This window comes from Streptomyces sp. NPDC012827, assembly GCF_042900905.1.
GTDB classification, from domain to species: domain Bacteria; phylum Actinomycetota; class Actinomycetes; order Streptomycetales; family Streptomycetaceae; genus Streptomyces; species Streptomyces gulbargensis.
Genome location: NZ_JBIBBY010000003.1, coordinates 369,362 through 391,767 on the forward strand (window position 1 = coordinate 369,362; position 22,406 = coordinate 391,767).

A 22,406-nucleotide genomic window follows, 5' to 3' on the forward strand; every position below is an offset into this window, starting at 1 on the left:
TGCTCCTTCACAGATGGCGGCGTCGGGCGGTGACGTGCCGGTCGTACTCCTCGCGGGCCCCGACCGCCGACGGGCGGGTCGAGGTCGCGGCCACGGGCACATCCCACCACGCCTGGGCGGGGGGCGCGCCCGACACTGTGTCTGCCGTTTCGGTCTCCACGTAGACACATGTGGGAACCGTCGCCTCCCGCGCGTCCGCGAGGGCTTCCCGCAGGTCACGCACGGTGCGGGGGCGCAGCACCCGCATCCCGAGGGAGGCCGCGTTGGCGCCGAGGTCGACGGGGAGCGGCGGTCCGGTGAAGCCGCCGTCCGGGTCCCGGAAGCGGTAGTCGGTGCCGTACCGCTCGGCGCCGACGGCCTGCGAGAGGCCTCCGATGGAGGCGTACCCGTGGTTCTGGAGCACGATCAGCTTCAGCGGCAGGCGTTCCTGGACGGCGGTGACGATCTCGGTGGGGTTCATCAGGTACGTGCCGTCGCCGACGAGGGCCCAGACGGGACGGCCGGGGGCGGCGAGGAGCACGCCGAGGGCGGCGGGGATCTCGTAGCCCATGCAGGAGTAGCCGTACTCGACGTGGTACTGGTCGCGGGAGCGGGTGCGCCACAGCTTGTGGAGGTCGCCGGGGAGCGAGCCGGCGGCGTTGATCAGGATGTCGGTCGCGTCGGCCAGGGTGTCGAGGACGCCGAGGACCTGGGTCTGGGTGGGCCGGGCGGCCGGGTCGGGGGCGGCGTAGGCGGCGTCGGTACGCCGCTGCCACTCGTCCTTGGCGGCGGTCCAGGGGTACGGGCCGGCGGGGGCCGGCGGGCGGGGGCCGGCGAGCGCCTCGGTGAGGGCGGTGAGTCCCTCGCGCGCGTCGGCGACGAGCGGCAGCGCGGCCTGCTTGTGGGCGTCGAAGCCGGTGATGTTGAGGTTGAGGAAGCGGGTGCCGGGGGCGAAGAGGGTGCCGGAGGCGGTGGTGAAGTCGGTGTAGCGGGTGCCGACGCCGATGACGAGGTCGCTGCTCCGGGCGAGGTCGTCGGCGGTGGCGCTGCCGGTGTGGCCGATGCCGCCGACCTCGCAGGGATGGTCGTACGGCAGGGCGCCCTTGCCGGCCTGGGTGGTGGCGACGGGGAGGCCGGCCCGTTCGGCGAAGGCCCGCAGGGCGTCCTCGGCGCCGCTGTACCGGACGCCGCCACCGGCGACGACGAGGGGCCGCTCGGCCTCCCGGACCGCCCGGGCTGCCGCGGCGAGTTCGGCGGTGTCGGGCCGCGGCCTGCGGACGCGCCAGATCCGCTCGGCGAAGAACTCCTCCGGCCAGTCGTACGCCTCGGCCTGGACGTCCTGCGGGAGAGCCAGGGTGACGGCGCCGGTCTCGGCGGGGTCGGCGAGGACGCGGACGGCGGCGAGGGCGGCCGGGATCAGCGCCTCGGGCCGGTCGACGCGGTCGAAGTAGCGGGAGACCGGGCGCAGGCAGTCGTTGACGGAGACCTCGCCGGCGGTCGGGAGCTGGAGCTGCTGGAGGACGGGGTCGGCGGGGCGGGTGGCGAAGGTGTCGCCGGGGAGGAGCAGGACGGGCAGGTGGTTGACGGTCGCGAGGGCGGCGCCGGTGACGAGGTTGGTGGCGCCGGGGCCGATGGAGGTGGTGACGGCGTGCGCCGAGAGGCGGTCGCTCTGGCGGGCGTACCCGACGGCCGCGTGGACCATGGCCTGTTCGTTGCGGCCCTGGTGGAAGGGCATGAGGTCGCGGTGTTCGACGAGCGCCTGGCCGAGGCCGGCGACGTTGCCGTGGCCGAAGATGCCCCAGGTGGCGGCGATGAGCCGGTGCCGGACGCCGTCGCGCTCGGTGTACTGGGCGGCGAGGAAGCGGACGAGCGCCTGGGCGACGGTGTGACGGGTCACCGGGGTCCTTCCGTGCGGTCGCTGTGACGGGTCACCGGCGTCCCTCCGTACGGCCGGGGCGGCGTGTCACCGGTATCCCTCCGTGTGGTCGGGGTGGAAGCGGATCCGCCACTCCCGTTCCGGGCCGGGGCCCGCCATGACGTTGAGGTAGTAGAGGTCGTGGCCGGGCCGGGCGATCGAGGGGCCGTGCCAGCCGTCGGGCACGAGGACGGTGTCACCGGCACGGACCTCGGCGAGGAGGTCGGCGCCGCCGGGGCGGGAGGGGGAGATCCGCTGGTAGGCGTAGCCGCCGGAGCCCTGGATCTCGTAGTGGTAGATCTCCTCCAGGACCGACTCCGTGCCGGGGTGGTGCTCGTCGTGCTTGTGGGGCGGGTAGGAGGACCAGTTGCCGCCCGGGGTGACGACCTCGACGGCGATGAGCCGGTCGCATTCGAAGGCGTCGGCCGAGGCGAAGTTCCGTACCCGGCGGGTGCGGTTGCCGGTGCCGCGGGTCTCGACGGGTACCTCCGGCGCGGGGCCGTAGCGGGCGGGGAGTCGTCGCTCGCACTTCGCTCCTGCCAAAGCGAAGCGGCCTCCCGCACCGGAGGCGATCTGGGCGTGGGCGTCGCGGGGTACGTAGGCGAAGTCCGTGACGCCGTCGAACACACTGCCGCGGCCCTGGAGTTCGAAGATCTCGCCGTCGACGCGCACGGTACAGGCACCGGACAGGGGAAGCACGGCCCATTCGGCGTCCCCGCTGCCGAAGTCGTGCGTTCCGCCGGGCGGGAGGTCGAGGATCCGGAGGGCGGCGTGCCCCCATCCGGCGTCCTCCGGGTCCACGCGCACGGCGTACGGGCCGCGTGCGGCGGTCCCGGCGGGCAGGTGGAGCGTGCGGGCGGCGGTGCCGGCCGGGTCGGAACGCGTGACGGATCCCTGCCCCCGCTCCGGGATCGCACCGGGTGAGGTTCGGGAAGTCCGCGCCGCCGAAACCCCCGGCGCGGTCGGGGAAGCCCCCTCCCCCGGTCCCCCCGGCGCGGTCCGGGGCACCTCCGGGTGCGGGGCCCGCTCCGGGATCGTGCCGGTGCCCTTCGCCAGGGCCTCCGCGATCTCCTCCGCGGACGGCATGGCCGGGGAGCAGGCGAGGCGGCCCGCGACGATGGCGCCGGCCGCGTTCGCGTGGCGCAGGGTCCGCTCCAGGTCCCCGCCGGCGAGGAGCCCGTGGACGAGGGCCCCGCCGAAGGCGTCGCCCGCGCCGAGCCCGTTGACCACCTCCACCGGCAGCGGCGGGACCTCCACCGCGGTGCCGTCGGAGGCGACGGCCAGGACGCCGCGCGGGCCCTGTTTGACGACCGCGAGCCGGAGGCCGGGGCCGCAGGCGAGCAGCGCCCGGGCGGCGGCGCGGGGTTCCCGCTCACCGGTGGCGACCTCGCACTCGTCGAGGTTGCCGACGGCGACGGTGGCGTGCCGCAGGGCCTCGGCGTAGTACGGGCGGGCGGCGGCCGGGTCGGGCCAGAACGCGGGCCGCCAGTCCAGGTCGAGGACGGTCACCTCGCGGCCGGAGCGGGCGGCGAGCGCCTCCAGGGTGGCGGTGCGGCTGGGTTCCTCGCACAGGCCGGTGCCGGTGGTCCACAGGACGCGGGCGGCGCGGATCGCGCCGAGGTCCAGCTCGTGCGGGTGGATCTCCAGGTCGGGGGCCTTGGGGCGCCGGTAGAAGTGGAGGGGGAAGTCGTCCGGCGGGAAGATCTCGCAGAAGGTGATCGGGGTGGGGAGTCCGTCGACCTCGGTCACCCAGCGGGCGTCCACCCCGAACGCGGTGAGCTCACGGCGCAGGTACGCCCCGAACGGGTCGGCCCCGGTGCGGCTGACGAGCGCGGTGCGGCGGCCGAGACGGGCGGCGGCGACGGCCACGTTGGCCGGGGAGCCGCCGAGGAACCTGCCGAAGGTCTCCACCCGGTCGAGCGTGACGCCGGTCCGCAGGGGATACAGGTCCACGCCGACCCGCCCCAGGGCGATCAGGTCGTACGGCTCCGTCTCCACCCGTGCCACCTCTCGCCTCCGGACCCGTCCCCAGGTCTAACGGTCCGTCGGGAGGCGTGTCAACGATATGTCCGGACATTCGGACGACTGTCTTGACGGTGCTCTCGGGCCCCGGTCAAGGTGGCAGGCATGACGAAGCCGTCGCCGCCCCCGCCGTCGCCGTCCCGTATCCGCATCGGTTCCGCACCGGACTCCTGGGGGGTGTGGTTCCCCGACGATCCCCGGCAGGTGCCGTGGCAGCGGTTCCTGGACGAGGTGGCGGGCGCCGGTTACGAGTGGATCGAGCTCGGCCCGTACGGCTATCTGCCCACCGATCCGGCGGTCCTCGCGGAGGAGACCGGGCGGCGCGGGCTGCGGGTGTCGGCCGCGACGGTCTTCACCGGGCTGCACCACGGTCCCGATGTGTGGGAGCGGACCTGGGCGCACGTCGCCGAGAACGCCGCACTGGCGCAGGCCATGGGCGCCGGTCACCTGGTGGTCATCCCGTCCTTCTGGCGGGACGACCGGACGGGCGAGATCCTGGAGGAGCCGACGCTCACCGCCGGGCAGTGGCGGCACCTGACGGGGCTGACGGAGCGGCTGGGGCGGGAGGTGCGCGAGCGGTACGGGCTGCGGATCGTGGTGCATCCGCACGCCGACACGCATCTGGACGGGGAGGAGAGCGTGACCCGGTTCCTCGACGCCACCGATCCGGAGGCGGTGGCGCTGTGCCTGGACACGGGGCACTACGCCTACGCGGGCGGGGACAGCGTGAAGCTGATCGAGACGTACGGGGAGCGGATCGGCTATCTGCATCTGAAGCAGGTGGATCCGGAGGTGCTGGCGGGGGTGCTGGCGGAGGGGCTGCCGTTCGGGCCCGCGGTGGCGCGGGGCGTGATGTGCGAGCCGCCGTCGGGGGTGCCGGCCCTCGAACCGGTGCTGGCGGCGGCCCGGGGGCTCGACGCGGAGCTGTTCGCGATCGTGGAGCAGGATATGTACCCGTGCGAGCCGGACACCCCGTACCCGATCGCCCTGCGCACCCGCCGTTTCCTGCGCTCCTGCGGGTACTGAGCCGCCCGGCGGGCCGCCGCGCACGCGGACACGCCGTGGGGCGCGTGCGTCACTTGTGTCACGCGCGTCGCCCCGCTGTCACACATGTCCTGGTTACGCGGGTTTTACGTCACAGGAGTTCGACAGCCGCTCTCCTCCTGTCGGGAGGGGTCGTTCAACGGGCACAGGCTCAGTGATCGTCTACGCCCGCCCGCAGCGCCCCCGAACGGCACCCCCGCCACGCTGCGCGGCGAGCAGGGAGGTGCCAGGCATGACGGACAGAAGGCTCTGGTCGTACAAGGACATCGCGGCCCACATCCGGGTGCAGACGGACACGGTCCGCTCGTACCGGAAGCACGGACTGCTGCCGCCGCCCGACCAGGTGGAGTCGGGCAAGCCCTACTGGTACGCGGACACCATCCGCGCCTGGGTGGCCAGCCGGCCCGGCAACCGGGACCGGCGCGGCTGATCCCGCGGCGGCCGGCCGCCCTCCCCGCCCCGACGCCGGGTCCCGGAACACTCCGGGGCCCGGCGTCGGCCTGTCGCCCCGCCGACGCGTGACACTGGACGGGCGCCTCCGCGCGCGCCGGTCGGCGCGGCGCGGGCCCGGACCCGGTGGCGCCATACCCCCTAGGGGTATAATCTGTGTTCCGTACGCAACGTGAGCCCCAGGAGGAGAGCCCCATGTCCGCAGAGACGAAGACCGAACTCACCACCGTGTACCAGGTCAAGGGCATGACCTGCGGCCACTGCGAGGGGGCCGTCGCCGGCGAGATCTCCGCGCTGCCGGGCGTCTCCTCCGTCACGGCCGTCGCCAAGACCGGCGAGGTCACCGTCGTCTCCGCCGCGCCGCTCGACCGCGAGGCCGTGGCCGCCGCCGTGGACGAGGCGGGCTACGAGCTGGTCTGACGCCACTCCGCACACCGCAGGGCCGTACCGTTGCCTGGTACGGCCCTGCTCCCCTTTTGGAACCGCACATGCCCAGCACCACCGTCACCGAGCTGCGGATCGGCGGGATGACCTGCGCGTCCTGCGCGGCCCGCGTCGAGAAGAAGCTCAACCGGATGGACGGCGTGACCGCCACCGTCAACTACGCCACGGAGAAGGCGCGCGTCGAACACGCGCCGGAGGTCGGGGTCGACGCGCTGATCGCCACCGTCGTGAGGACCGGCTACACCGCCGAGGAGCCCCCGCCCCCGGAGCCCGATCCCGCCTCCGCTCCCGCCGGGGACGCGGACGCCCCCGGCGGCGGGGCGGACCCGGAGCTCGCCCCGCTGCGGCGACGGCTGACCGTCTCCGCCGTCCTCACGGTCCCGGTGGTCCTCCTCGCGATGGTCCCCGCCCTCCAGTTCGACCACTGGCAGTGGCTCTCGCTCACGCTCGCCGCGCCGGTGGTCGTGTGGGGCGGCCTGCCCTTCCACCGGGCCACCTGGACCAACCTCCGGCACGGCGCCGCCACCATGGACACCCTCGTCTCGCTCGGCACGCTGGCCGCCTTCGGCTGGTCGCTGTGGGCGCTCTTCCTGGGCGACGCGGGCATGACCGGCATGCGGCACGGCTTCGACCTCACGGCGGACCGGGCCGACGCGGCCTCCGCGATCTACCTGGAGGTCGCGGCCGGGGTCGTCACCTTCCTCCTCCTCGGCCGGTGGCTGGAGGCCCGCGCCAAGCGGAAGGCGGGCGCCGCGCTGCGGGCCCTGATGGACCTCGGCGCCAAGGACGTGGCCGTCCTGCGGGACGGCACGGAGGTCCGCGTACCGGTCACCGCCCTGCGGACCGGCGACCTCTTCGTCGTACGGCCCGGGGAGAAGGTCGCCACCGACGGCACCGTCACCGAGGGCGCCTCCGCCGTCGACGCCTCCCTGCTCACCGGCGAGTCGCTGCCCGTGGACGTCGCCGCCGGGGACCCGGTGACCGGCGGCTGCCTGAACGTCTCCGGCCGCCTGGTGGTCGAGGCCACCCGGGTCGGCGACGACACCCGGCTCGCCCGGATGGCCCACATGGTGGAGGAGGCACAGAGCGGCAAGGCGCGGGTCCAGCGGCTCGCCGACCGGATCTCCGCCGTCTTCGTACCGGCGGTGCTGCTCCTCGCACTCGGCACCCTGGGCTTCTGGCTCGGCACCGGCCAGGGCGCGGCGGCCGCGTTCACCGCCGCCGTCGCCGTGCTGATCATCGCCTGCCCGTGCGCGCTCGGCCTCGCCACACCCACCGCGCTCCTCGTCGGCACCGGACGGGGCGCGCAGCTCGGCATCCTCATCAAGGGCCCCGAGGTCCTGGAGTCCACGCGACGCGTCGACACGGTCGTCCTGGACAAGACCGGCACGGTCACCACGGGACGCATGGAGCTGACCGGGGTGCGCGTGTACGGGGGCCGGTACGGCACCGACGGCACGGACGAGGCCGAGCTGCTGCGGCTCGCGGGCGCCCTGGAGCACGCCTCCGAGCACCCGGTGGCCCGGGCCGTCGCGGCCGGCGCCCTCGCGCGGCTCGGCGAGCTGCCCGTACCGAAGACCTTCGAGAACGTGCCCGGGCTCGGGGTGCGCGGTTCGGTCGACGGGCATCTGGTGGTCGTCGGGCGGGCGGCCCTGCTCGCCGCCGAGGGGATCGAGGTGCCGGGGACGGCCGGGCCCGGCGTGGTGCACGTGGCCTGGGACGGGCGGGCTCGCGGCACCCTGACCGTCGCGGACACGGTCAAGGGGACCAGCGCGGAGGCGGTCGCCCGGCTGCGCGCGCTGGGGCTGCGCCCGGTGCTCCTCACCGGGGACCACCGGGCGGCGGCGGAGGCAGTCGCGGCGGAGGTCGGCATCGACGAGGTGATCGCGGAGGTGCTGCCGGAGGAGAAGGCCGGGGTGATCCGGCGGCTCCAGGCGGAGGGCCGGACGGTCGCCATGGTGGGCGACGGGGTGAACGACGCCGCCGCGCTGGCCACCGCCGATCTGGGCCTCGCGATGGGGACGGGGACGGACGCGGCCGTCGAGGCGAGCGACCTGACCCTGGTCCGTGGCGATCTGCGGGTGGCGGCGGACGCGATCCGGCTCTCCCGGCGGACCCTGGCGACGATCAAGGGCAACCTGGGCTGGGCCTTCGGCTACAACGTGGCGGCGCTGCCGCTCGCGGCGGCCGGGCTGCTGAACCCGATGATCGCCGGCCTGGCGATGGCCTTTTCGTCCGTGTTCGTCGTCACGCACAGTCTCCGGCTGCGGCACTTCACGTGAATTGACCTCCACGTGACGCACAGGACCTTCACAAGGAGACCTAGATCACAGATATTTGGGGGTAACCATCCGGGCCCCTCGCGGGTCTAAGTGGGCGATGCCAAGAACGTCTTGGGGGACGTTCACGGGATGTCTTGGGGGACGTCCCGGGCAAGCGCTGGCCGGGGCACGTGCACGGGGAGCTTTGAGCGGCCCTCCCGTACGTACCCCGGCATACCGCGCCCGCAGCCTCTGCTGAACCCGGCAGACGCCCGGCCCGGATCCCGTGGGGGGAATCCGCACCGGGGATATGGGAAGCGCCCCGCTCGCCGACCCGTGGGGGGATCGGCGGCGGGGCGCTTTTCCTTGTTTCCGGGGGCTCGGTCCGCCTCCGGGGCGCGACGCGACGGTCAGCGGGCCTCGACCGGGACGAAGTCGCGCAGGACCTCGCCGGTGTAGATCTGGCGCGGGCGGCCGATGCGGGAACCCGGCTCCTTGATCATCTCGTGCCACTGGGCGATCCAGCCCGGGAGGCGGCCGAGGGCGAAGAGGACCGTGAACATCTCGGTCGGGAAGCCCATCGCGCGGTAGATCAGACCCGTGTAGAAGTCCACGTTCGGGTAGAGGTTGCGCGAGACGAAGTAGTCGTCGGAGAGCGCGTGCTCCTCCAGCTTCAGCGCGATGTCCAGCAGCTCGTCGGACTTGCCGAGGGCCGAGAGGACGTCGTGCGCCGCCGCCTTGATGATCTTGGCGCGCGGGTCGAAGGACTTGTACACCCGGTGGCCGAAGCCCATCAGGCGGACGCCGTCCTCCTTGTTCTTCACCTTGTTGATGAAGGAGTCGACGTCGCCGCCGTTGGCCTGGATGCCCTCCAGCATCTCCAGGACCGACTGGTTGGCGCCGCCGTGCAGCGGGCCCCAGAGGGCGGAGATGCCGGCGGAGATCGAGGCGAACATGTTCGCCTGCGAGGAGCCGACCAGGCGGACGGTGGAGGTCGAACAGTTCTGCTCGTGGTCCGCGTGCAGGATGAGGAGCTTGTCGAGGGCCGACACGACGACCGGGTCGAGCTCGTACTCCTGCGCCGGGACGGAGAACGTCATCCGCAGGAAGTTCTCGACGTAGCCGAGGTCGTTGCGCGGGTAGACGAACGGGTGGCCGATCGACTTCTTGTACGCGTACGCCGCGATGGTCGGCAGCTTGGCGAGCAGCCGGATCGTGGAGAGGTGACGCTGCTTCTCGTCGAACGGGTTGTGGCTGTCCTGGTAGAAGGTGGACAGCGCCGAGACCACCGAGGACAGCATCGCCATCGGGTGGGCGTCGCGCGGGAAGCCGCGGAAGAAGTTCTTGACGTCCTCGTGGACCAGCGTGTGCTGGGTGATCTCGTTCTTGAAGGTCGCGAGCTCGTCGACCTTCGGCAGCTCACCGTTGATCAGCAGGTACGCCACCTCAAGGAAGGTGGAGCGCTCGGCCAGCTGCTCGATGGGGTAGCCGCGGTACCGCAGAATGCCCTGCTCACCGTCGAGGTAGGTGATCGCGGATTTATAGGCGGCGGTGTTGCCGTATCCGCTGTCCAGGGTGACCAGACCGGTCTGGGCTCGGAGTTTACCGATGTCGAAGCCCTTGTCGCCGACGGTGCTCTCGACCACCGGGTAGGTGTATTCACCGTCCGCGTACCGCAGTACTACAGAGTTGTCGCTCACGTCATCCCTCACCGACGTAGTGCCTCTTCTTCGAGGTGCCCTGACTGTCTCTACCATCCCCCATTTGGCTCAGGAGAGTGCACTCGGGGTCGACCATTGGGCCAATTGGCGGCACTCAGTGCCGCCAACCTGCTCATCCTGCCCCCTTCGCCCCGGTTCCGGAAGTCCCCCGTGATCTTTCACACGAGGGTGCCCCCTGTGAGCCGGTGGGCGAGTGCGGTAAAGCGCCGGCCCGCCGAGACCGTGCGGACCGCCTGGGCGACGGCCCGGCGGGACCCGACCAGGACGACCAGCTTCCGGGCCCGGGTGACAGCCGTGTAGAGCAGGTTCCGCTGGAGCATCATCCAGGCGCTCATGGTGACCGGGATCACCACGGCCGGATACTCGCTGCCCTGCGAGCGGTGGATGGTGACCGCGTACGCGTGGGCGAGTTCGTCCAGCTCGTCGAAGTCGTACGGCACCTCCTCGTCCTCGTCCGTCCGCACGGTGAGCCGCTGCTCGACGGGGTCCAGGGAGGTCACCACGCCGACCGTACCGTTGAAGACCCCGTTGGCTCCCTTGTCATAGTTGTTCCTGATCTGCGTGACTTTGTCACCTACGCGGAAGACCCGGCCGCCGACCCGCTTCTCCGGCAGGTCCGGCCGGCCCGGGGTGATGGCCTGCTGGAGGAGACCGTTGAGAGCTCCGGCGCCCGCCGGGCCGCGGTGCATGGGGGCCAGGACCTGCACGTCCCGGCGCGGGTCGAGGCCGAACTTGGCCGGAACGCGCCGGGACGCCACCTCCACGGCGACCCGGGCGGCGTCCTCGGTCTCCTCCTCCACGAAGAGGAAGAAGTCCGGCAGGCCGTCGGTGACCGGCGGGATCCCCGCGTTGATCCGGTGCGCGTTGGTCACCACCCCGGACTGCTGGGCCTGCCGGAAGATCCGGGTCAGCCGGACGGCGGGCACGGGGCTGTCCGGGGCGAGGAGGTCGCCGAGGACCTCCCCCGCGCCGACCGACGGCAGCTGGTCCACGTCCCCCACGAGCAGCAGGTGGGCACCCGGTGCCACCGCCTTGACCAGCTTGTTGGCGAGGAGGAGGTCCAGCATGGAGGCCTCGTCGACCACGATCAGATCGGCGTCGAGCGGCCGGTCCCGGTCGTAGGCCGCGTCCCCGCCCGGCTTCAGCTCCAGCAGGCGGTGGACGGTGGACGCCTCGGCGCCGGTCAGCTCCGCGAGCCGCTTGGCGGCCCGGCCGGTGGGCGCGGCGAGCACCACCTTGGCCCGCTTGGCCCGGGCCAGCTCCACGATCGACCGGACGGTGAAGGACTTGCCGCAGCCCGGCCCGCCGGTCAGGACCGCGACCTTCTCGGTCAGGGCGAGCCGCACGGCCTGCTCCTGCTCGGCCGCCAGGCTCGCCCCCGTGCGGTCGGCCAGCCACGCCAGGGCCTTGTCCCAGGCCACGTCCCGGAAGGCCGCCAGCCGGTCCTCCTCGGCCCGCAACAGCCGCCGCAGCTGCCCGGCGAGGGACAGCTCCGCCCGGTGGAAGGGGATCAGATAGACGGCGGTCACGGGGGCGCCCTCGGGGCCGGGCACGGTCTCCCGTACGACTCCCTCCGGGTCCTCGGCGAGCTCGGCCAGGCACTCGATGACGAGGCCGGTGTCCACCTGGAGGAGTTTCACGGCCTCGGCGATGAGCCGCTCCTCGGGCAGGAAGCAGTGACCCTGGTCGGTGGACTGCGACAGGGCGTACTGGAGGCCCGCCTTCACGCGGTCGGGGCTGTCGTGCGGGATGCCGACGGCCTGGGCGATCCGGTCGGCGGTGAGGAACCCGATGCCCCACACGTCGGCGGCGAGCCGGTACGGCCGGCCGCGCACCACCGAGATCGAGGCGTCGCCGTACTGCTTGTAGATCCGCACGGCGATGGACGTCGACACGCCGACCCCTTGGAGGAAGACCATGACCTCCTTGATCGCCTTCTGCTCCTCCCAGGCGGCCCCGATCAGCTTCGTCCGCTTCGGCCCGAGCCCCGGGACCTCGACGAGCCGCTCCGGCTCCTTCTCGATGACGTCGAGCGTCTCCGTGCCGAAGTGGTCCACGATCCGCTCGGCGATCCGGGGGCCGATGCCCTTGATGAGTCCGGAGCCCAGGTAGCGGCGGATGCCCTGGACGGTGGCGGGCAGCACCGTCGTGTAGTTCTCGACGGTGAACTGCCGCCCGTACTGCGGGTGGGAGCCCCACCGGCCCTCCATCCGCAGCGACTCCCCCGGCTGCGCGCCGAGCAGCGACCCGACGACGGTGAGCAGATCACCGGCGCCCCGCCCGGTGTCGACCCGCGCGACCGTGTACCCGTTCTCCTCGTTGGCGTAGGTGATCCGCTCCAGGACCCCCTCGACCACCGCCAGATTGACCATGCCCCGACCGTAGCGAAGAGGTCGGACAGCGGGAGGGGCTCCCGGCACGTCCCGGGCACGGCAACGGCGGCCCGGTGGAGGCCGGGTGGGGCGACCCGGCGGGCGGCGGGCGGCGCCGAGGTGCCGGGGCCGGGGCGGGCGCCTAGCGTGGGAGGCATGGCTGACGAAACGCGGGAGCGGAACGTGTACGGACGGCGCCCGGTGGGCGCGGACGGCGGGGCACCGTCGTGGACGGGGACGCGGGGGGAGGCGCGGTGATCCGGGGACTGATGGGCGGCGTCGTCCTGAACCGGGTCGCCAGGCCGGCCGCGAAGGCGATCGCGAAGCGGACGGGCCTGCCCGCCCCCGCCGTGAGCCGGGCCCTCCAGGTCCTGCTCCCCGCCGCCCTGGCGGTGATCACCAAACGGGCCGCCGCCCGCAAGGGCAGGGGCGGCGGGCACAGGTGACCCGGGGCCGGTCCGCGGCCCCGGCGGGGTACGCGCCTTCCCCGGGAGCGGGAAGGCCTCCGCTCCGGCCCCGCCGCACCGGGACCGGAGCGGCGGCCGGTCAGACGTCCAGGAAGGCGGCCAGCGTCTCCTCCAGGACCTCCACGCCGTCCCTCGCCCACAGGTCGTCGTTGAAGAGTTCGACCTCGACCGGGCCCGTGTAGCCGGCCTTCTCCACCAGCTCCGACCAGGCCCGCAGGTCGATCACGCCGGTGCCGAGCTGGCCCCGGCCGGTGAGGACGCCGGCCGGGAGCGGGGTCGTCCAGTCGGCGAGCTGGTAGGAGTGGATGCGGCCGGCCGCGCCCGCGCGTGCCACCGCCGCCGGGGCCCGGTCGTCCCACCAGAGGTGGTACGTGTCGACCGTGACGCCCACCTGCTCGGCCGGGAACCGTTCGGCGATGTCCAGGGCCTGGTCCAGGGTGGAGACGGCGCAGCGGTCGGCGGCGTACATCGGGTGGAGCGGTTCGATGGCGAGGCGGACGCCGCGCTCCCCCGCGTACGGGGCGAGCGCGCCGACGGCCTCGGCGATCCGGGCGCGGGCCGAGGGCAGGTCGGGGCAGGCGGTGGTGAGGCCGCCGGAGACCAGGACGAGGGTGTCGGTGCCGAGGGCCACCGCCTCGTCGATCGCCGCCCGGTTCTCCTCCTCCCAGCCGTCGGTGGTGAAGAAGCCGCCCCGGCAGAGGGTGGTGACGGCGAGCCCGGCCTCCCGCACGAGCGCGGCCGCCGCCTCGACCCCGTACTCCCGGACGGGTTCGCGCCACAGGCCGACGCCGGGGACGCCGAGCCGGACGCAGGCGGCGACCAGCTCGGGCAGGGGCAGCTGCCTGACCGTCATCTGGTTGATGCTGAAGCGGTCCTGGTTCACTGCGGCACTCCGTACACGGTGAGCAGGGACCGCATCCGTGCCTCGGCGCGCGCCGGGTCGGGGAAGAGGCCGAGTCCGTCGGCGAGTTCGTAGGCCCGGGCGAGGTGCGGCAGGGAGCGGGCGGACTGGAGGCCGCCGACCATGGTGAAGTGCTCCTGGTGGCCGGCGAGCCAGGCGAGGAGGACGACGCCGGTCTTGTAGAAGCGGGTCGGGGCCTCGAAGAGGTGCCGGGAGAGGGCGACGGTCGGGTCGAGGACCTTGCGGAACCCCTCGGTGTCACCGGTGTCGAGGAGCCGTACGGCCTCGGCGGCGAGCGGGGCCAGCGGGTCGAAGACGCCGAGCAGGGCGTGGCTGAAGCGGTTGCCCGCCGGCGGCTCCTCGCCGGCGATCAGCTCGGGGTAATGGAAGTCGTCACCGGTGTAGCAGCGGACGCCCTCCGGCAGGCGGCGCCGGAGTTCCACCTCGCGGCGCGCGTCGAGGAGGGAGATCTTGACGCCGTCGACCTTGTCGGGGTGGGCGGCGATGACCTCCAGGAAGGTCTCGGTGGCGGTGTCGAGGTCGGTGGAGCCCCAGTAACCGTCGAGCGCCGGGTCGAACATCGGGCCGAGCCAGTGGAGGATCACCGGCTCGCTCGCCTGGCGCAGGAGGTGGCCGTAGAGCCCGAGGTAGTCGTCGGGGCCGCCGGCCGTGGCGGCGAGGGCGCGGGAGGCCATGAGGACGGCCTGGGCCCCCGACTCCTCGACGACGGCGAGCTGTTCCTCGTAGGCGGCGCGGATCTCCGGCAGGGTGCCGTCGGCGGTGAGCTGGTCGGTGCCGGCCCCGCAGGCGATCCGGCCGCCGACGGCCTTCGCCTCGGCGGCGGAGCGGCGGATGAGGGCGGCGGCCCCGGCCCAGTCCAGGCCCATGCCGCGCTGGGCGGTGTCCATGGCCTCGGCGACCCCGAGCCCGTGCGCCCACAGGTGGCGCCGGAAGGCGAGGGTGGCGTCCCAGTCGATCGCGGCGGGCGCGTCGGGGGTGGTGTCGGCGTACGGGTCGGCGACGACGTGGGCGGCGGAGAAGACGGTACGGGAGGTGAGCGGGCCGGCCGGGGAGAGCGCGAGCGGCTCGGCACGGGGCTCGTACTCCCGTACGCCGCCGCCGGTCACGGGGAGGCGGAGGGTCACAGCGACACCTCCGGCACGGCCAGGCGGCGGCCCTCGGCGGCGGACCTCAGGCCGAGTTCGGCGAGCTGGACGCCGCGGGCGCCGGCGAGGAGGTCCCAGTGGTAGGGCTCGCCGAGGACGACATGGCGGAGGAACAGCTCCCACTGGGCCTTGAAGCCGTTGTCGAACTCGGCGTTGTCCGGGACCTCCTGCCACTGCTCGCGGAAGGACTCGGTGGCCGGGATGTCGGGGTTCCAGACCGGCTTGGGGGTGGCCGAGCGGTGCTGGACACGGCAGCCGCGCAGTCCGGCGACGGCGGACCCGTGCGTGCCGTCCACCTGGAACTCCACGAGTTCGTCTCGGTGGACGCGGACCGCCCAGGAGGAGTTGATCTGGGCGACGGCGCCGCCCTCCAGCTCGAAGACGCCGTAGGCGGCGTCGTCGGCGGTGGCCTCGTAGGGCTTGCCCTGCTCGTCCCAGCGGCGCGGGATGTGGGTGGTGACGTGGGCGCTGACGGAGGTGACGCGGCCGAACAGCTCGTGGAGCACGTACTCCCAGTGCGGGAACATGTCGACCACGATGCCGCCGCCGTCCTCGGCGCGGTAGTTCCAGCTGGGGCGCTGGGCGTCCTGCCAGTCGCCCTCGAAGACCCAGTAGCCGAACTCGCCGCGCACGGAGAGGATCTCGCCGAAGAAGCCGCCGTCGACGAGCCGCTTCAGCTTGAGCAGGCCCGGGAGGAACAGCTTGTCCTGGACGACACCGTGGCGGATGCCGGCGGCCTCGGCGAGGCGGGCGAGTTCGAGGGCGCCGGCGAGGTCGGCGGCGGTGGGCTTCTCCGTGTAGACGTGCTTGCCCGCCGCGACGGCCTTCTTCAGGGCCTCGGCGCGGGCGGAGGTGACCTGGGCGTCGAAGTAGATGTCGACGGTGTCGTCGGCGAGGACGGCGTCGAGGTCGGTGGACCAGTGGTCGAGGCCGTGGCGCTCGGCGAGGGTGCGCAGGGCGTGCTCGCGGCGGCCCACGAGGACGGGCTCGGGCCACAGGACGTCGCCGTTGCCGAGGTCGAGTCCGCCCTGTTCGCGCAGGGCGAGGACGGAGCGGACGAGGTGCTGGCGGTATCCCATGCGTCCGGTGACGCCGTTCATGGCGATGCGGACTGTCCTGCGTGTCACGAAGGATCCTCTCCCCGGAGATCGCTCTCCCCGGCGTGCGGTGCTCGCGGTGCGGCTCCGAGCCCCGATAGAAAGCGCTTTCTGTCACGGATGACGCTAGCCTGCCGACATCACGCCGGACAAGGGCCCTGGAGGTACGTGCACGATGACCGTCACCCTGGCGGACGTGGCCGCCCGCGCCCGGGTCTCCCCCGCCACCGTCTCCCGCGTCCTCAACGGCAACTACCCCGTCGCCGCCTCGACCCGTGAGCGGGTCCTCCTGGCGGTGCGGGAACTCGACTACGTGCCCAACGGACCCGCGAGTTCGCTCGCCGCAGCCACCTCCGACCTCGTCGGGGTCCTCGTCAACGACATCGCCGACCCCTTCTTCGGGATCATGGCGGGCGCGGCGCAGAGCGCGATCGGCGAGGGCGCGGGCGGGCGGGGCGGCGCGGAGAAGCTCGCCGTCGTCTGCAACACGGGCGGCTCCCCCGAACGGGAGCTCACCTACCTCACCCTGCTCCAGCGCCAGCGGGCCGCCGCCGTCATCCTCATGGGCGGCTCCCTGGAGGACCCGGAGCACCTGGCGGCCACGGCCGGGAAGCTGGCCCGCCTCACCGAGGCCGGGACCCGGGTGGTGCTGTGCGGACGCCCACCGGTGCCCGGTGACACGGGGGCGGCGGTGCTCGTCTTCGACAACCGGGCGGGCGCCCGCCTCCTGACGGAGCATCTGCTGGCGCTGGGACACCGGCGGATCGGTTACGTGGCGGGCCCGGCCGACCGCACGACGACCCGGCACCGGCTGGAGGGGCACCGCCAGGCCCTCGCCGCGGCGGGCGTCCCCGAGGGGCCGACGGTGCACGGGCCGTACGACCGGCGCTCCGGTTACGAGGCGACGGCCGGGCTGCTGGCCCGCGACCCGGACCTCACCGCCGTGGTGGCCGCCAACGACACGGTGGCCCTCGGTGTCTGCGCGGCCCTGCGGGAACGGGGCCTGTCCATCCCGGGCGACGTGTCGGTGGCCGGCTTCGACGACCTGCCGTTCTCGGTGGACGCCGTACCGGCCCTCACGACCGTGCGCCTCCCCCTCCACGCGGCGGGCGCCCGCGCGGGACGCCTGGCCACGGGCGCGGAGGAGCCGCCGCCCGGCGGTCCGGCGACGGTCCCGGTCGAACTGGTGCTCCGGGGGTCGACGGGGGCGCCGCGGGGTTAACGGGACCGGAGGGGCCGGCGGGGGGCCGGCGCGGAGGGTTCGGCGACGGTCAGGGTGTCCACCATGCGGCTCAGCCGGTGGCGGGCGCGGGTCGCGTGGGGGCGGGGGAGGGTCACCTCGGCCACCGCCCGGGCCGCGCCCGTGACCGCGTACTCCAGGGCCAGCACCGGCGTGCCGACGAGCGTCGCGGCGATACGGGCGAGGGCGCCGGGCGTGTCCCTGAGGGTCACGGTCATCGTGCACACGTCGCCGGAGAGGGAGGCGCCGGGGGCGGTGCGGGTGTCGTCTGCCATGGGGTTTTCCTGTCCTTGTCGTGCGGCCGGGTGGGCCAGGGAGTCAGGGCCGGGAGGTCAGGGCCGGGGGAAACGAAAAGACCCCTCGCGGAACGCGAGAGGTCTGCGTGCGGGCGGTGGACCGCCTGGGAGGGATCACTCCCCAGGTCACCCCGGTGCCGGCACGCGGGCGCCGATAATGAGCCGCCGCTGCATGCCGGGGATTCTCACACGACGGGCCCGGGGCGGCGAGGCCGTCTCAGCTTCCGGACGGCGTCAGGCCGGTGGCCGCGAGGACGGCGTCGACCGTCTCCTCGACGGTGAGGTCCGCGTTGTCGATCCACACGCCCTGGCCGGACAGTTCGGCCCGCATGGCCTCGTCCAGGAACGCCCAGTTGGTGGTGAGGCGCTTGTGGCGGGCGTTGTTGCGCTCCCAGGCCGTCTCGGGACCGGGGGCGAGGAACACCGGGTGGAGCCGGAGGTTCCCGGCCCGGGCACGGTAGAAGTGCAGGTGGGAGCGGCGTACCACCACGTCGTCGACGACCGGCAGGAAGCCGGCCGCCGCGAAGCTGCCCGCGAGCAGGCACGCGTGGCGCGCGCGCAGCAGGATCTGGCGGTCGGCCTCCGGGTCCCCGTCCGGGGTCGGCCATCGGCCGCCGCTGACGATCAGTTCCTGGAGGTGGTCCACCTCGATGTGCGCGGCGCGGGGGAAACGGGCCGCGAGGGCGGCCGCGACGGTCGTCTTGCCGCTGCCGGGGATGCCGGCGAGGAGGACGGCCCCCGGTGCCGGTTCGGGGGCGTCGACGGTGAGGTGCTCGAAGGTCATGCGGTCCTTTCGGACGGGCCGGCGGTACGGGCCCTGCCGGACGGGCCCCGGGCGGGGCGGGGCGGGCACACGGACGGGTTCCGGGGCGGCAGGCCCCGGCGCCGTCCCCCGTGCCGTACGGCCGGCCCCTCCGGCGTACGGCTCAGGTCCCGCCACCGACCGGGGAACGCTACGGCGCGACCGGTTCCGGCGCCAGTGGTTTCTCCGGCGCCGGCTCGCGCTTCGGGGTGAGGGAGGTGAGCGCCACCCCGCCGACCAGCAGGGCCGCCGCGCACCACCGCAGCGGCGAGATCCCCTCACCGAGGAAGAGGGCCGCCGAGGACATCCCGAAGACGGGGACGAGGAGGGAGAAGGGGGCGACGGAGGAGGCCGGGTAGCGGCGGAGCAGCCAGCCCCAGGCGCCGAAGCCGAAGACGGTGGCGACCCAGGCGATGAAGACGATGACGCCGACGCCCACCGGGTCGAGGTCCCGCAGCGCGGCGAGGTCCCGTTCGGGGCCCTCGATGAGCAGGGAGAGCGCGAGCAGCGGCAGGACGGGCACGGTGCTCACCCAGACCATGAAGTTGAGCGCGTCGGGCGGGGCGGCCTTGCGGGTGAGGACGTTGGACACGCCCCAGGCCACGGCGGCGGCGATCACCAGCAGGAAGCCGGTCAGCGAGCTCGACGCCCCCTCGTCGATCGCCGCGACCCCGATGCCGGCGAGGGCGACGGCCATGCCCGTCAGCTTGACGCGGCCGGGCCGCTCGCCCAGCGCGAGGAAGGCGAACACAGCCGTGAAGACGGCCTGGACCTGGAGGATCAGGGAGGAGAGGCCGGCCGGCGCGCCCATGCTCATGCCGGTGAACAGCAGACCGAACTTGGCGACGCCGAGGGCCAGTCCGACTCCCACGATCCACTTCCAGGCGACCTTGGGGCGGCCGACGAAGAAGACGGCGGGCAGGGCGGCCACGAGGAAGCGGAGTGCGGAGAAGAGCAGCGGCGGGAAGTGGTCGAGGCCGAGGTCGATGATGACGAAGTTGACTCCCCAGAGGGCGGTGACCAGGGCGGCGAGGGCGAGGTGGGCAGGGCGCATGCGATCGAGCATGGTGGGCCGGAACGTGTAGCACCAGCGCGGGTTTCTTCATGGTTGGATGAAGCAGCACTTCATCCATGTCCCCGGTCCCGGACGGGAGTCACCGTGCTCGATCTCGGTCGTCTGCGCGCCTTGCACGCCGTCGCCGTCCACGGAAGCGTCGGCGCCGCTGCCGCCGCCCTCGGCTACACCCCCTCGGCCGTCTCGCAGCAGATCGCCAAGCTGGAGCGCGAGACCCGTACGACCCTGCTGGAACGCAGCGGGCGGGGCGTGCGGCTCACCGACGACGCCCACCAACTGGCCTGCACTGCACGCGAGTTGCTGTCGCTCGTGGAGGAGGCGGAGGTGCGTCTGGAGGAGCGGCGCGGCCGGCCCGCCGGGCGCCTGGCGATCGGCTGCTTCGCGAGCGCGGCGCGGGGGCTGATGCCCCGGGCGCTGGCGGAGCTGGCCCGCCTCCATCCCGAGCTGGAGACGCGCCTGTCCGAGGTGGACCCGCATCTCTCGGTCGACCTGGTGGCGCGGGGCGTGATCGACCTGGCCGTGGCGCACGACTGGGACATCGCGCCGCTTCCCGCCCCTCCTGGGGTGGAACAGGCCGTCATCGGCGACGACCTGTGCGACATCCTGGTGCACCGCGACCATCCGCTGGCCGAGCGGGAGTCGGTGCGGCGGGAGGAGCTGGCGGCCGAGCGGTGGATCTCGCAGCCGCCGGGGACCGTCTGTCACGGCTGGCTGATACGGACCCTGCGGGCCACCGGCTACGAGCCGCTGATCGTGCACCAGGCCGAGGAGAACCACACACAGGTGGCGCTGGTGGCGGCGGGGCTCGGGATCGCGCTCGTACCCCGGCTGGGGCGCGGGGCGCTGCCACCGGAGGTGGTGCCGGTCGGGCTGGACCCCATGCCGATGCGCCGGCTGCGCGCCATGTGGCGGACGGGCGCGGCGAGGCGCCCGGCGATCCGGGAGACGGTACGGACGCTCCAGGAGCTCTGGCCCTCGGTCGCCTCCCCGGTCTGAGCCGGGCGGGCGGAGGCGGGCGGTCCGGGCCGGGCGGGGCAGGGCGGGCGGAGGCGGGTGGTCCGGGCCGGCCGGGCGGGGCGGGTGGCGAGCGGGGATGTGCGGGCGGGTTCCGGGCCCGGCCCACGGCGATTCGTGCGCGGATCCTTGACCTGGCAGTTACTTTCGGGCTATCCGTGACACCTTGGAAGTTTCCTTCAACCTTGCACGGCCGGAAGGAGCATCAGTGCACCACCGCGCCCCCGCCCCCTCCCCCACCCCCTCGACTTCCGCCTCCCCCTCCCCCGCCGCCGCGCCCTCGCGGCGCACCCTGCTCACCGTCACGGCCGCCGCCGCGGCAGCAGCCGTCACCGGCGCCACCACCCCCGTGGCCCATGCCGGGACCGACGACCGGCTGCGCCGGATCATCGACCGCATGTCCCTGGAGGAGAAGGTCGGCCAGCTGTTCGTCATGCGGGTGTACGGCCATTCGGCGACCGCGCCGGACCAGGCCGACATCGACGCCAACCTCAAGGAGATCGGCGTCCGCACCGCCGCCGAGCTGATCGAGCGCTACCACGTCGGCGGCGTCATCTACTTCAGCTGGGCCCACAACACCCGGGACCCGCAGCAGATCGCCGAGCTGTCCAACGGCATCCAGCGGGCCGCCCTCGCCGGACCCACCCCGGTGCCGGTGCTCATCTCCACCGACCAGGAGCACGGCATCGTCTGCCGGGTCGGCGAGCCCGCCACCCTGCTGCCCGGGGCGATGGCCCTGGGCGCCGGCGGCTCGCTCGCGAACGCCCGTAAGGCCGCGCAGATCGCGGGGGCCGAGCTGGCCGCCCTCGGCATCCGGCAGAACTACGCCCCGGTCGCGGACGTCAACGTCAATCCGGCCAACCCTGTCATCGGCGTCCGCTCCTTCGGCTCCGACCCGCGGGCGGTCGCCGGACTGGTCGCCGCCCAGGTCAAGGGCTACCAGCGGGCCGGGGTCGCGGCGACCTCCAAGCACTTCCCCGGGCACGGGGACACCGCCGTCGACAGCCACTACGGGCTGCCCACCATCACCCACACCCCGGCGCAGTGGGCAGAGCTGGACGCCCCGCCGTTCGAGGCGGCGATCGCCGCCGGCATCGACTCGATCATGACCGCGCACATCGTCGTGCCCGCCCTCGACCCCAGCGAGGACCCGGCCACCCTCTCCCGGCCGATCCTCACCGGCATCCTGCGCGAACGGCTCGGCTACGAGGGCGTGGTGGTGACGGACTCCCTGGGCATGGAGGGGGTGCGCACCAAGTACGGGGACGACCGGGTGCCGGTACTGGCGCTGAAGGCGGGCGTGGACCAGCTGCTCAACCCGCCGAAGCTGGACGTGGCGTGGAACGCGGTCCTGCGGGCGGTCCGGGAGGGCGAGCTGACGGAGGACCGGCTGGACGAATCGATCCTGCGGATCCTGCGGCTGAAGGCGAAGCTGGGCCTGTTCCGGCAGCCGTACGCCACGCGGGCAGGGGTCGAGCGGGTGGTCGGCACGGCCGCGCACCGCGCGCACGCCGACCGGATCGCGGAGGCGACCACCACCCTGCTCCTCAACGAGGACGGTTTCCTGCCGCTGAGCCCGGACACCCACGGCTCGGTCCTGGTCGTCGGCGCCGACCCGGCCTCCCCCTCCGGTACGACGGGTCCCCCGACCACCGTCCTCGCGACGGCCCTGCGCGAGCTGGGCTTCACCGCGACCGCGCTCTCCACCGGGATCACCCCGACGGCCGCGCGGATCGAGGAGGCGGTGGCGGCGGCCGCGGGCAAGGACGTGGTCGTCGTGGGGACGTACAACGTCTCGGCGAGCAGCCCGCAGCGCACCCTCGTGGACCGGCTGGTCGCGACCGGGGTGCCCGTGGTGACGATCGCGATCCGCAACCCGTACGACATCGCGCGGATCTCCGGGCAGCGGGCGACGCTGGCCGCGTACTCGTGGACCGACGTCGAACTGCGCGCCGCCGTACGGGTGATGGCCGGGCGCGCCCGGCCGCGGGGCCGCCTGCCCGTGCCGGTGCAGAGCGCGCGGAACCCGGCGGAGGTGCTCTACCCGGTGGGCCACGGGCTCTCGTACACCCGCTGAGCGGGGGCGCGTGGCGCGGTGCGCCCGGCGGTCACGGCCGCCGGGCGCACCCCGTCCTCGTGC

At 73.7% G+C, this 22,406-nt stretch carries 18 protein-coding genes and 1 pseudogene; 8 read left to right on the top strand and 11 right to left on the bottom strand.

Annotated elements, in window-relative coordinates:
* Positions 1-7: 7 nt before the first annotated feature.
* The 3 genes and pseudogenes from iolD to iolC form a co-directional block, all read right to left on the bottom strand.
* The gene (gene iolD / locus ACFY60_RS08240) at positions 8-1,876 is read right to left on the bottom strand and encodes a 3D-(3,5/4)-trihydroxycyclohexane-1,2-dione acylhydrolase (decyclizing) (RefSeq protein WP_388608873.1); all 1,869 of its coding nucleotides are present in this window, start codon (positions 1,874-1,876) and stop codon (positions 8-10) included.
* A 66-nt stretch (positions 1,877-1,942) separates the two neighbouring features.
* On the bottom strand, positions 1,943-2,902 hold the full coding sequence (gene iolB / locus ACFY60_RS08245) for a 5-deoxy-glucuronate isomerase (RefSeq protein ID WP_388609221.1): 960 nt from the start codon (positions 2,900-2,902) through the stop codon (positions 1,943-1,945).
* Between the two features lie 21 nt (positions 2,903-2,923).
* Positions 2,924-3,892, bottom strand: a pseudogene (gene iolC / locus ACFY60_RS08250) (5-dehydro-2-deoxygluconokinase); the annotation flags it as partial.
* 129 nt (positions 3,893-4,021) lie between these two features.
* Here iolC and ACFY60_RS08255 point away from each other — a divergent pair.
* The 4 genes from ACFY60_RS08255 to ACFY60_RS08270 all read left to right on the top strand — a co-directional run bounded on the left by ACFY60_RS08255 (position 4,022) and on the right by ACFY60_RS08270 (position 8,136).
* Entirely contained in the window at positions 4,022-4,942 is a 921-nt protein-coding gene (locus tag ACFY60_RS08255; RefSeq protein ID WP_388608875.1) for a sugar phosphate isomerase/epimerase family protein, read from the top strand.
* A gap of 250 nt (positions 4,943-5,192) precedes the next feature.
* A complete protein-coding gene (locus ACFY60_RS08260; protein WP_309050785.1) occupies positions 5,193-5,390 on the top strand; it encodes a MerR family transcriptional regulator in 198 nt (65 codons plus the stop codon).
* Positions 5,391-5,605: 215 nt separating this feature from the next.
* On the top strand, positions 5,606-5,830 hold the full coding sequence (locus ACFY60_RS08265) for a cation transporter (protein ID WP_345281547.1): 225 nt from the start codon (positions 5,606-5,608) through the stop codon (positions 5,828-5,830).
* Positions 5,831-5,898: 68 nt separating this feature from the next.
* A complete protein-coding gene (locus ACFY60_RS08270) occupies positions 5,899-8,136 on the top strand; it encodes a heavy metal translocating P-type ATPase (protein ID WP_388608876.1) in 2,238 nt (745 codons plus the stop codon).
* A gap of 389 nt (positions 8,137-8,525) precedes the next feature.
* Here ACFY60_RS08270 and ACFY60_RS08275 read toward each other — a convergent pair whose 3' ends face one another.
* Together ACFY60_RS08275 and ACFY60_RS08280 are read right to left on the bottom strand one after the other, a co-directional pair.
* Positions 8,526-9,815 (bottom strand): citrate synthase, encoded by a 1,290-nt coding sequence (locus ACFY60_RS08275; RefSeq protein ID WP_309050782.1) that lies wholly within the window; start codon positions 9,813-9,815, stop codon positions 8,526-8,528.
* A 179-nt stretch (positions 9,816-9,994) separates the two neighbouring features.
* Positions 9,995-12,208 (bottom strand): ATP-dependent RecD-like DNA helicase, encoded by a 2,214-nt coding sequence (locus tag ACFY60_RS08280; RefSeq protein WP_388608878.1) that lies wholly within the window; start codon positions 12,206-12,208, stop codon positions 9,995-9,997.
* 254 nt (positions 12,209-12,462) lie between these two features.
* Here ACFY60_RS08280 and ACFY60_RS08285 point away from each other — a divergent pair, with 254 nt between their 5' ends.
* Positions 12,463-12,654 carry a hypothetical protein gene (locus ACFY60_RS08285; RefSeq protein ID WP_388608880.1) on the top strand — a complete coding sequence of 64 codons (192 nt, stop codon included), beginning with the start codon at positions 12,463-12,465 and terminating at the stop codon, positions 12,652-12,654.
* A 100-nt stretch (positions 12,655-12,754) separates the two neighbouring features.
* Here the strand turns inward: ACFY60_RS08285 and ACFY60_RS08290 are convergent, their stop codons facing one another.
* The 3 genes from ACFY60_RS08290 to ACFY60_RS08300 are packed head-to-tail and all read right to left on the bottom strand — an operon-like array spanning position 12,755 to position 15,869.
* Positions 12,755-13,528 carry a sugar phosphate isomerase/epimerase family protein gene (locus ACFY60_RS08290; protein WP_388609223.1) on the bottom strand — a complete coding sequence of 258 codons (774 nt, stop codon included), beginning with the start codon at positions 13,526-13,528 and terminating at the stop codon, positions 12,755-12,757.
* 26 nt (positions 13,529-13,554) lie between these two features.
* Positions 13,555-14,721: a dihydrodipicolinate synthase family protein gene (locus tag ACFY60_RS08295; protein WP_388608881.1), complete on the bottom strand. Its 1,167-nt coding sequence runs from the start codon at positions 14,719-14,721 to the stop codon at positions 13,555-13,557.
* On the bottom strand, positions 14,718-15,869 hold the full coding sequence (locus ACFY60_RS08300; protein WP_388608884.1) for a Gfo/Idh/MocA family protein: 1,152 nt from the start codon (positions 15,867-15,869) through the stop codon (positions 14,718-14,720). The genes ACFY60_RS08295 and ACFY60_RS08300 overlap by 4 nt, the downstream gene beginning before the upstream one ends.
* 145 nt (positions 15,870-16,014) lie before the next feature.
* Between ACFY60_RS08300 and ACFY60_RS08305 the strand changes: the two genes are divergently transcribed.
* Positions 16,015-17,061: a LacI family DNA-binding transcriptional regulator gene (locus ACFY60_RS08305; protein ID WP_388608887.1), complete on the top strand. Its 1,047-nt coding sequence runs from the start codon at positions 16,015-16,017 to the stop codon at positions 17,059-17,061.
* Here the strand turns inward: ACFY60_RS08305 and ACFY60_RS08310 are convergent.
* The 3 genes from ACFY60_RS08310 to ACFY60_RS08320 all read right to left on the bottom strand — a co-directional run bounded on the left by ACFY60_RS08310 (position 17,058) and on the right by ACFY60_RS08320 (position 19,231).
* Positions 17,058-17,354, bottom strand: coding sequence for a hypothetical protein (locus ACFY60_RS08310; protein WP_388608888.1), 297 nt, complete (start codon positions 17,352-17,354; stop codon positions 17,058-17,060). The two genes, ACFY60_RS08305 and ACFY60_RS08310, sit on opposite strands and share 4 nt — an antisense overlap.
* Before the next feature lie 238 nt (positions 17,355-17,592).
* A complete protein-coding gene (locus tag ACFY60_RS08315; protein WP_388608890.1) occupies positions 17,593-18,159 on the bottom strand; it encodes an AAA family ATPase in 567 nt (188 codons plus the stop codon).
* A gap of 169 nt (positions 18,160-18,328) precedes the next feature.
* Entirely contained in the window at positions 18,329-19,231 is a 903-nt protein-coding gene (locus ACFY60_RS08320; RefSeq protein ID WP_388608892.1) for an EamA family transporter, read from the bottom strand.
* A 105-nt stretch (positions 19,232-19,336) separates the two neighbouring features.
* Between ACFY60_RS08320 and ACFY60_RS08325 the strand changes: the two genes are divergently transcribed.
* Both ACFY60_RS08325 and ACFY60_RS08330 read left to right on the top strand, forming a co-directional pair.
* A complete protein-coding gene (locus ACFY60_RS08325) occupies positions 19,337-20,248 on the top strand; it encodes a LysR family transcriptional regulator (RefSeq protein ID WP_388608894.1) in 912 nt (303 codons plus the stop codon).
* 310 nt (positions 20,249-20,558) lie between these two features.
* Positions 20,559-22,343 (top strand): glycoside hydrolase family 3 protein, encoded by a 1,785-nt coding sequence (locus ACFY60_RS08330; RefSeq protein WP_388609224.1) that lies wholly within the window; start codon positions 20,559-20,561, stop codon positions 22,341-22,343.
* Positions 22,344-22,406: the final 63 nt, after the last annotated feature.

Excerpts from the sequence above, each read along its gene's own strand:
- ACFY60_RS08255 (WP_388608875.1), top strand. The coding sequence starts at position 4,022 with ATGACGAAGCCGTCGCCGCCCCCGCCGTCGCCGTCCCGTATCCGCATC.
- ACFY60_RS08265 (WP_345281547.1), top strand. The coding sequence starts at position 5,606 with ATGTCCGCAGAGACGAAGACCGAACTCACCACCGTGTACCAGGTCAAG.
- ACFY60_RS08270 (WP_388608876.1), top strand. The coding sequence starts at position 5,899 with ATGCCCAGCACCACCGTCACCGAGCTGCGGATCGGCGGGATGACCTGC.
- ACFY60_RS08305 (WP_388608887.1), top strand. The coding sequence starts at position 16,015 with ATGACCGTCACCCTGGCGGACGTGGCCGCCCGCGCCCGGGTCTCCCCC.
- ACFY60_RS08280 (WP_388608878.1), bottom strand. The coding sequence starts at position 12,208 with ATGGTCAATCTGGCGGTGGTCGAGGGGGTCCTGGAGCGGATCACCTAC.
- ACFY60_RS08290 (WP_388609223.1), bottom strand. The coding sequence starts at position 13,528 with ATGACGGTCAGGCAGCTGCCCCTGCCCGAGCTGGTCGCCGCCTGCGTC.
- ACFY60_RS08310 (WP_388608888.1), bottom strand. The coding sequence starts at position 17,354 with ATGGCAGACGACACCCGCACCGCCCCCGGCGCCTCCCTCTCCGGCGAC.
- ACFY60_RS08315 (WP_388608890.1), bottom strand. The coding sequence starts at position 18,159 with ATGACCTTCGAGCACCTCACCGTCGACGCCCCCGAACCGGCACCGGGG.
- ACFY60_RS08260 (WP_309050785.1), top strand. The coding sequence starts at position 5,193 with ATGACGGACAGAAGGCTCTGGTCGTACAAGGACATCGCGGCCCACATC.
- ACFY60_RS08320 (WP_388608892.1), bottom strand. The coding sequence starts at position 19,231 with ATGCGCCCTGCCCACCTCGCCCTCGCCGCCCTGGTCACCGCCCTCTGG.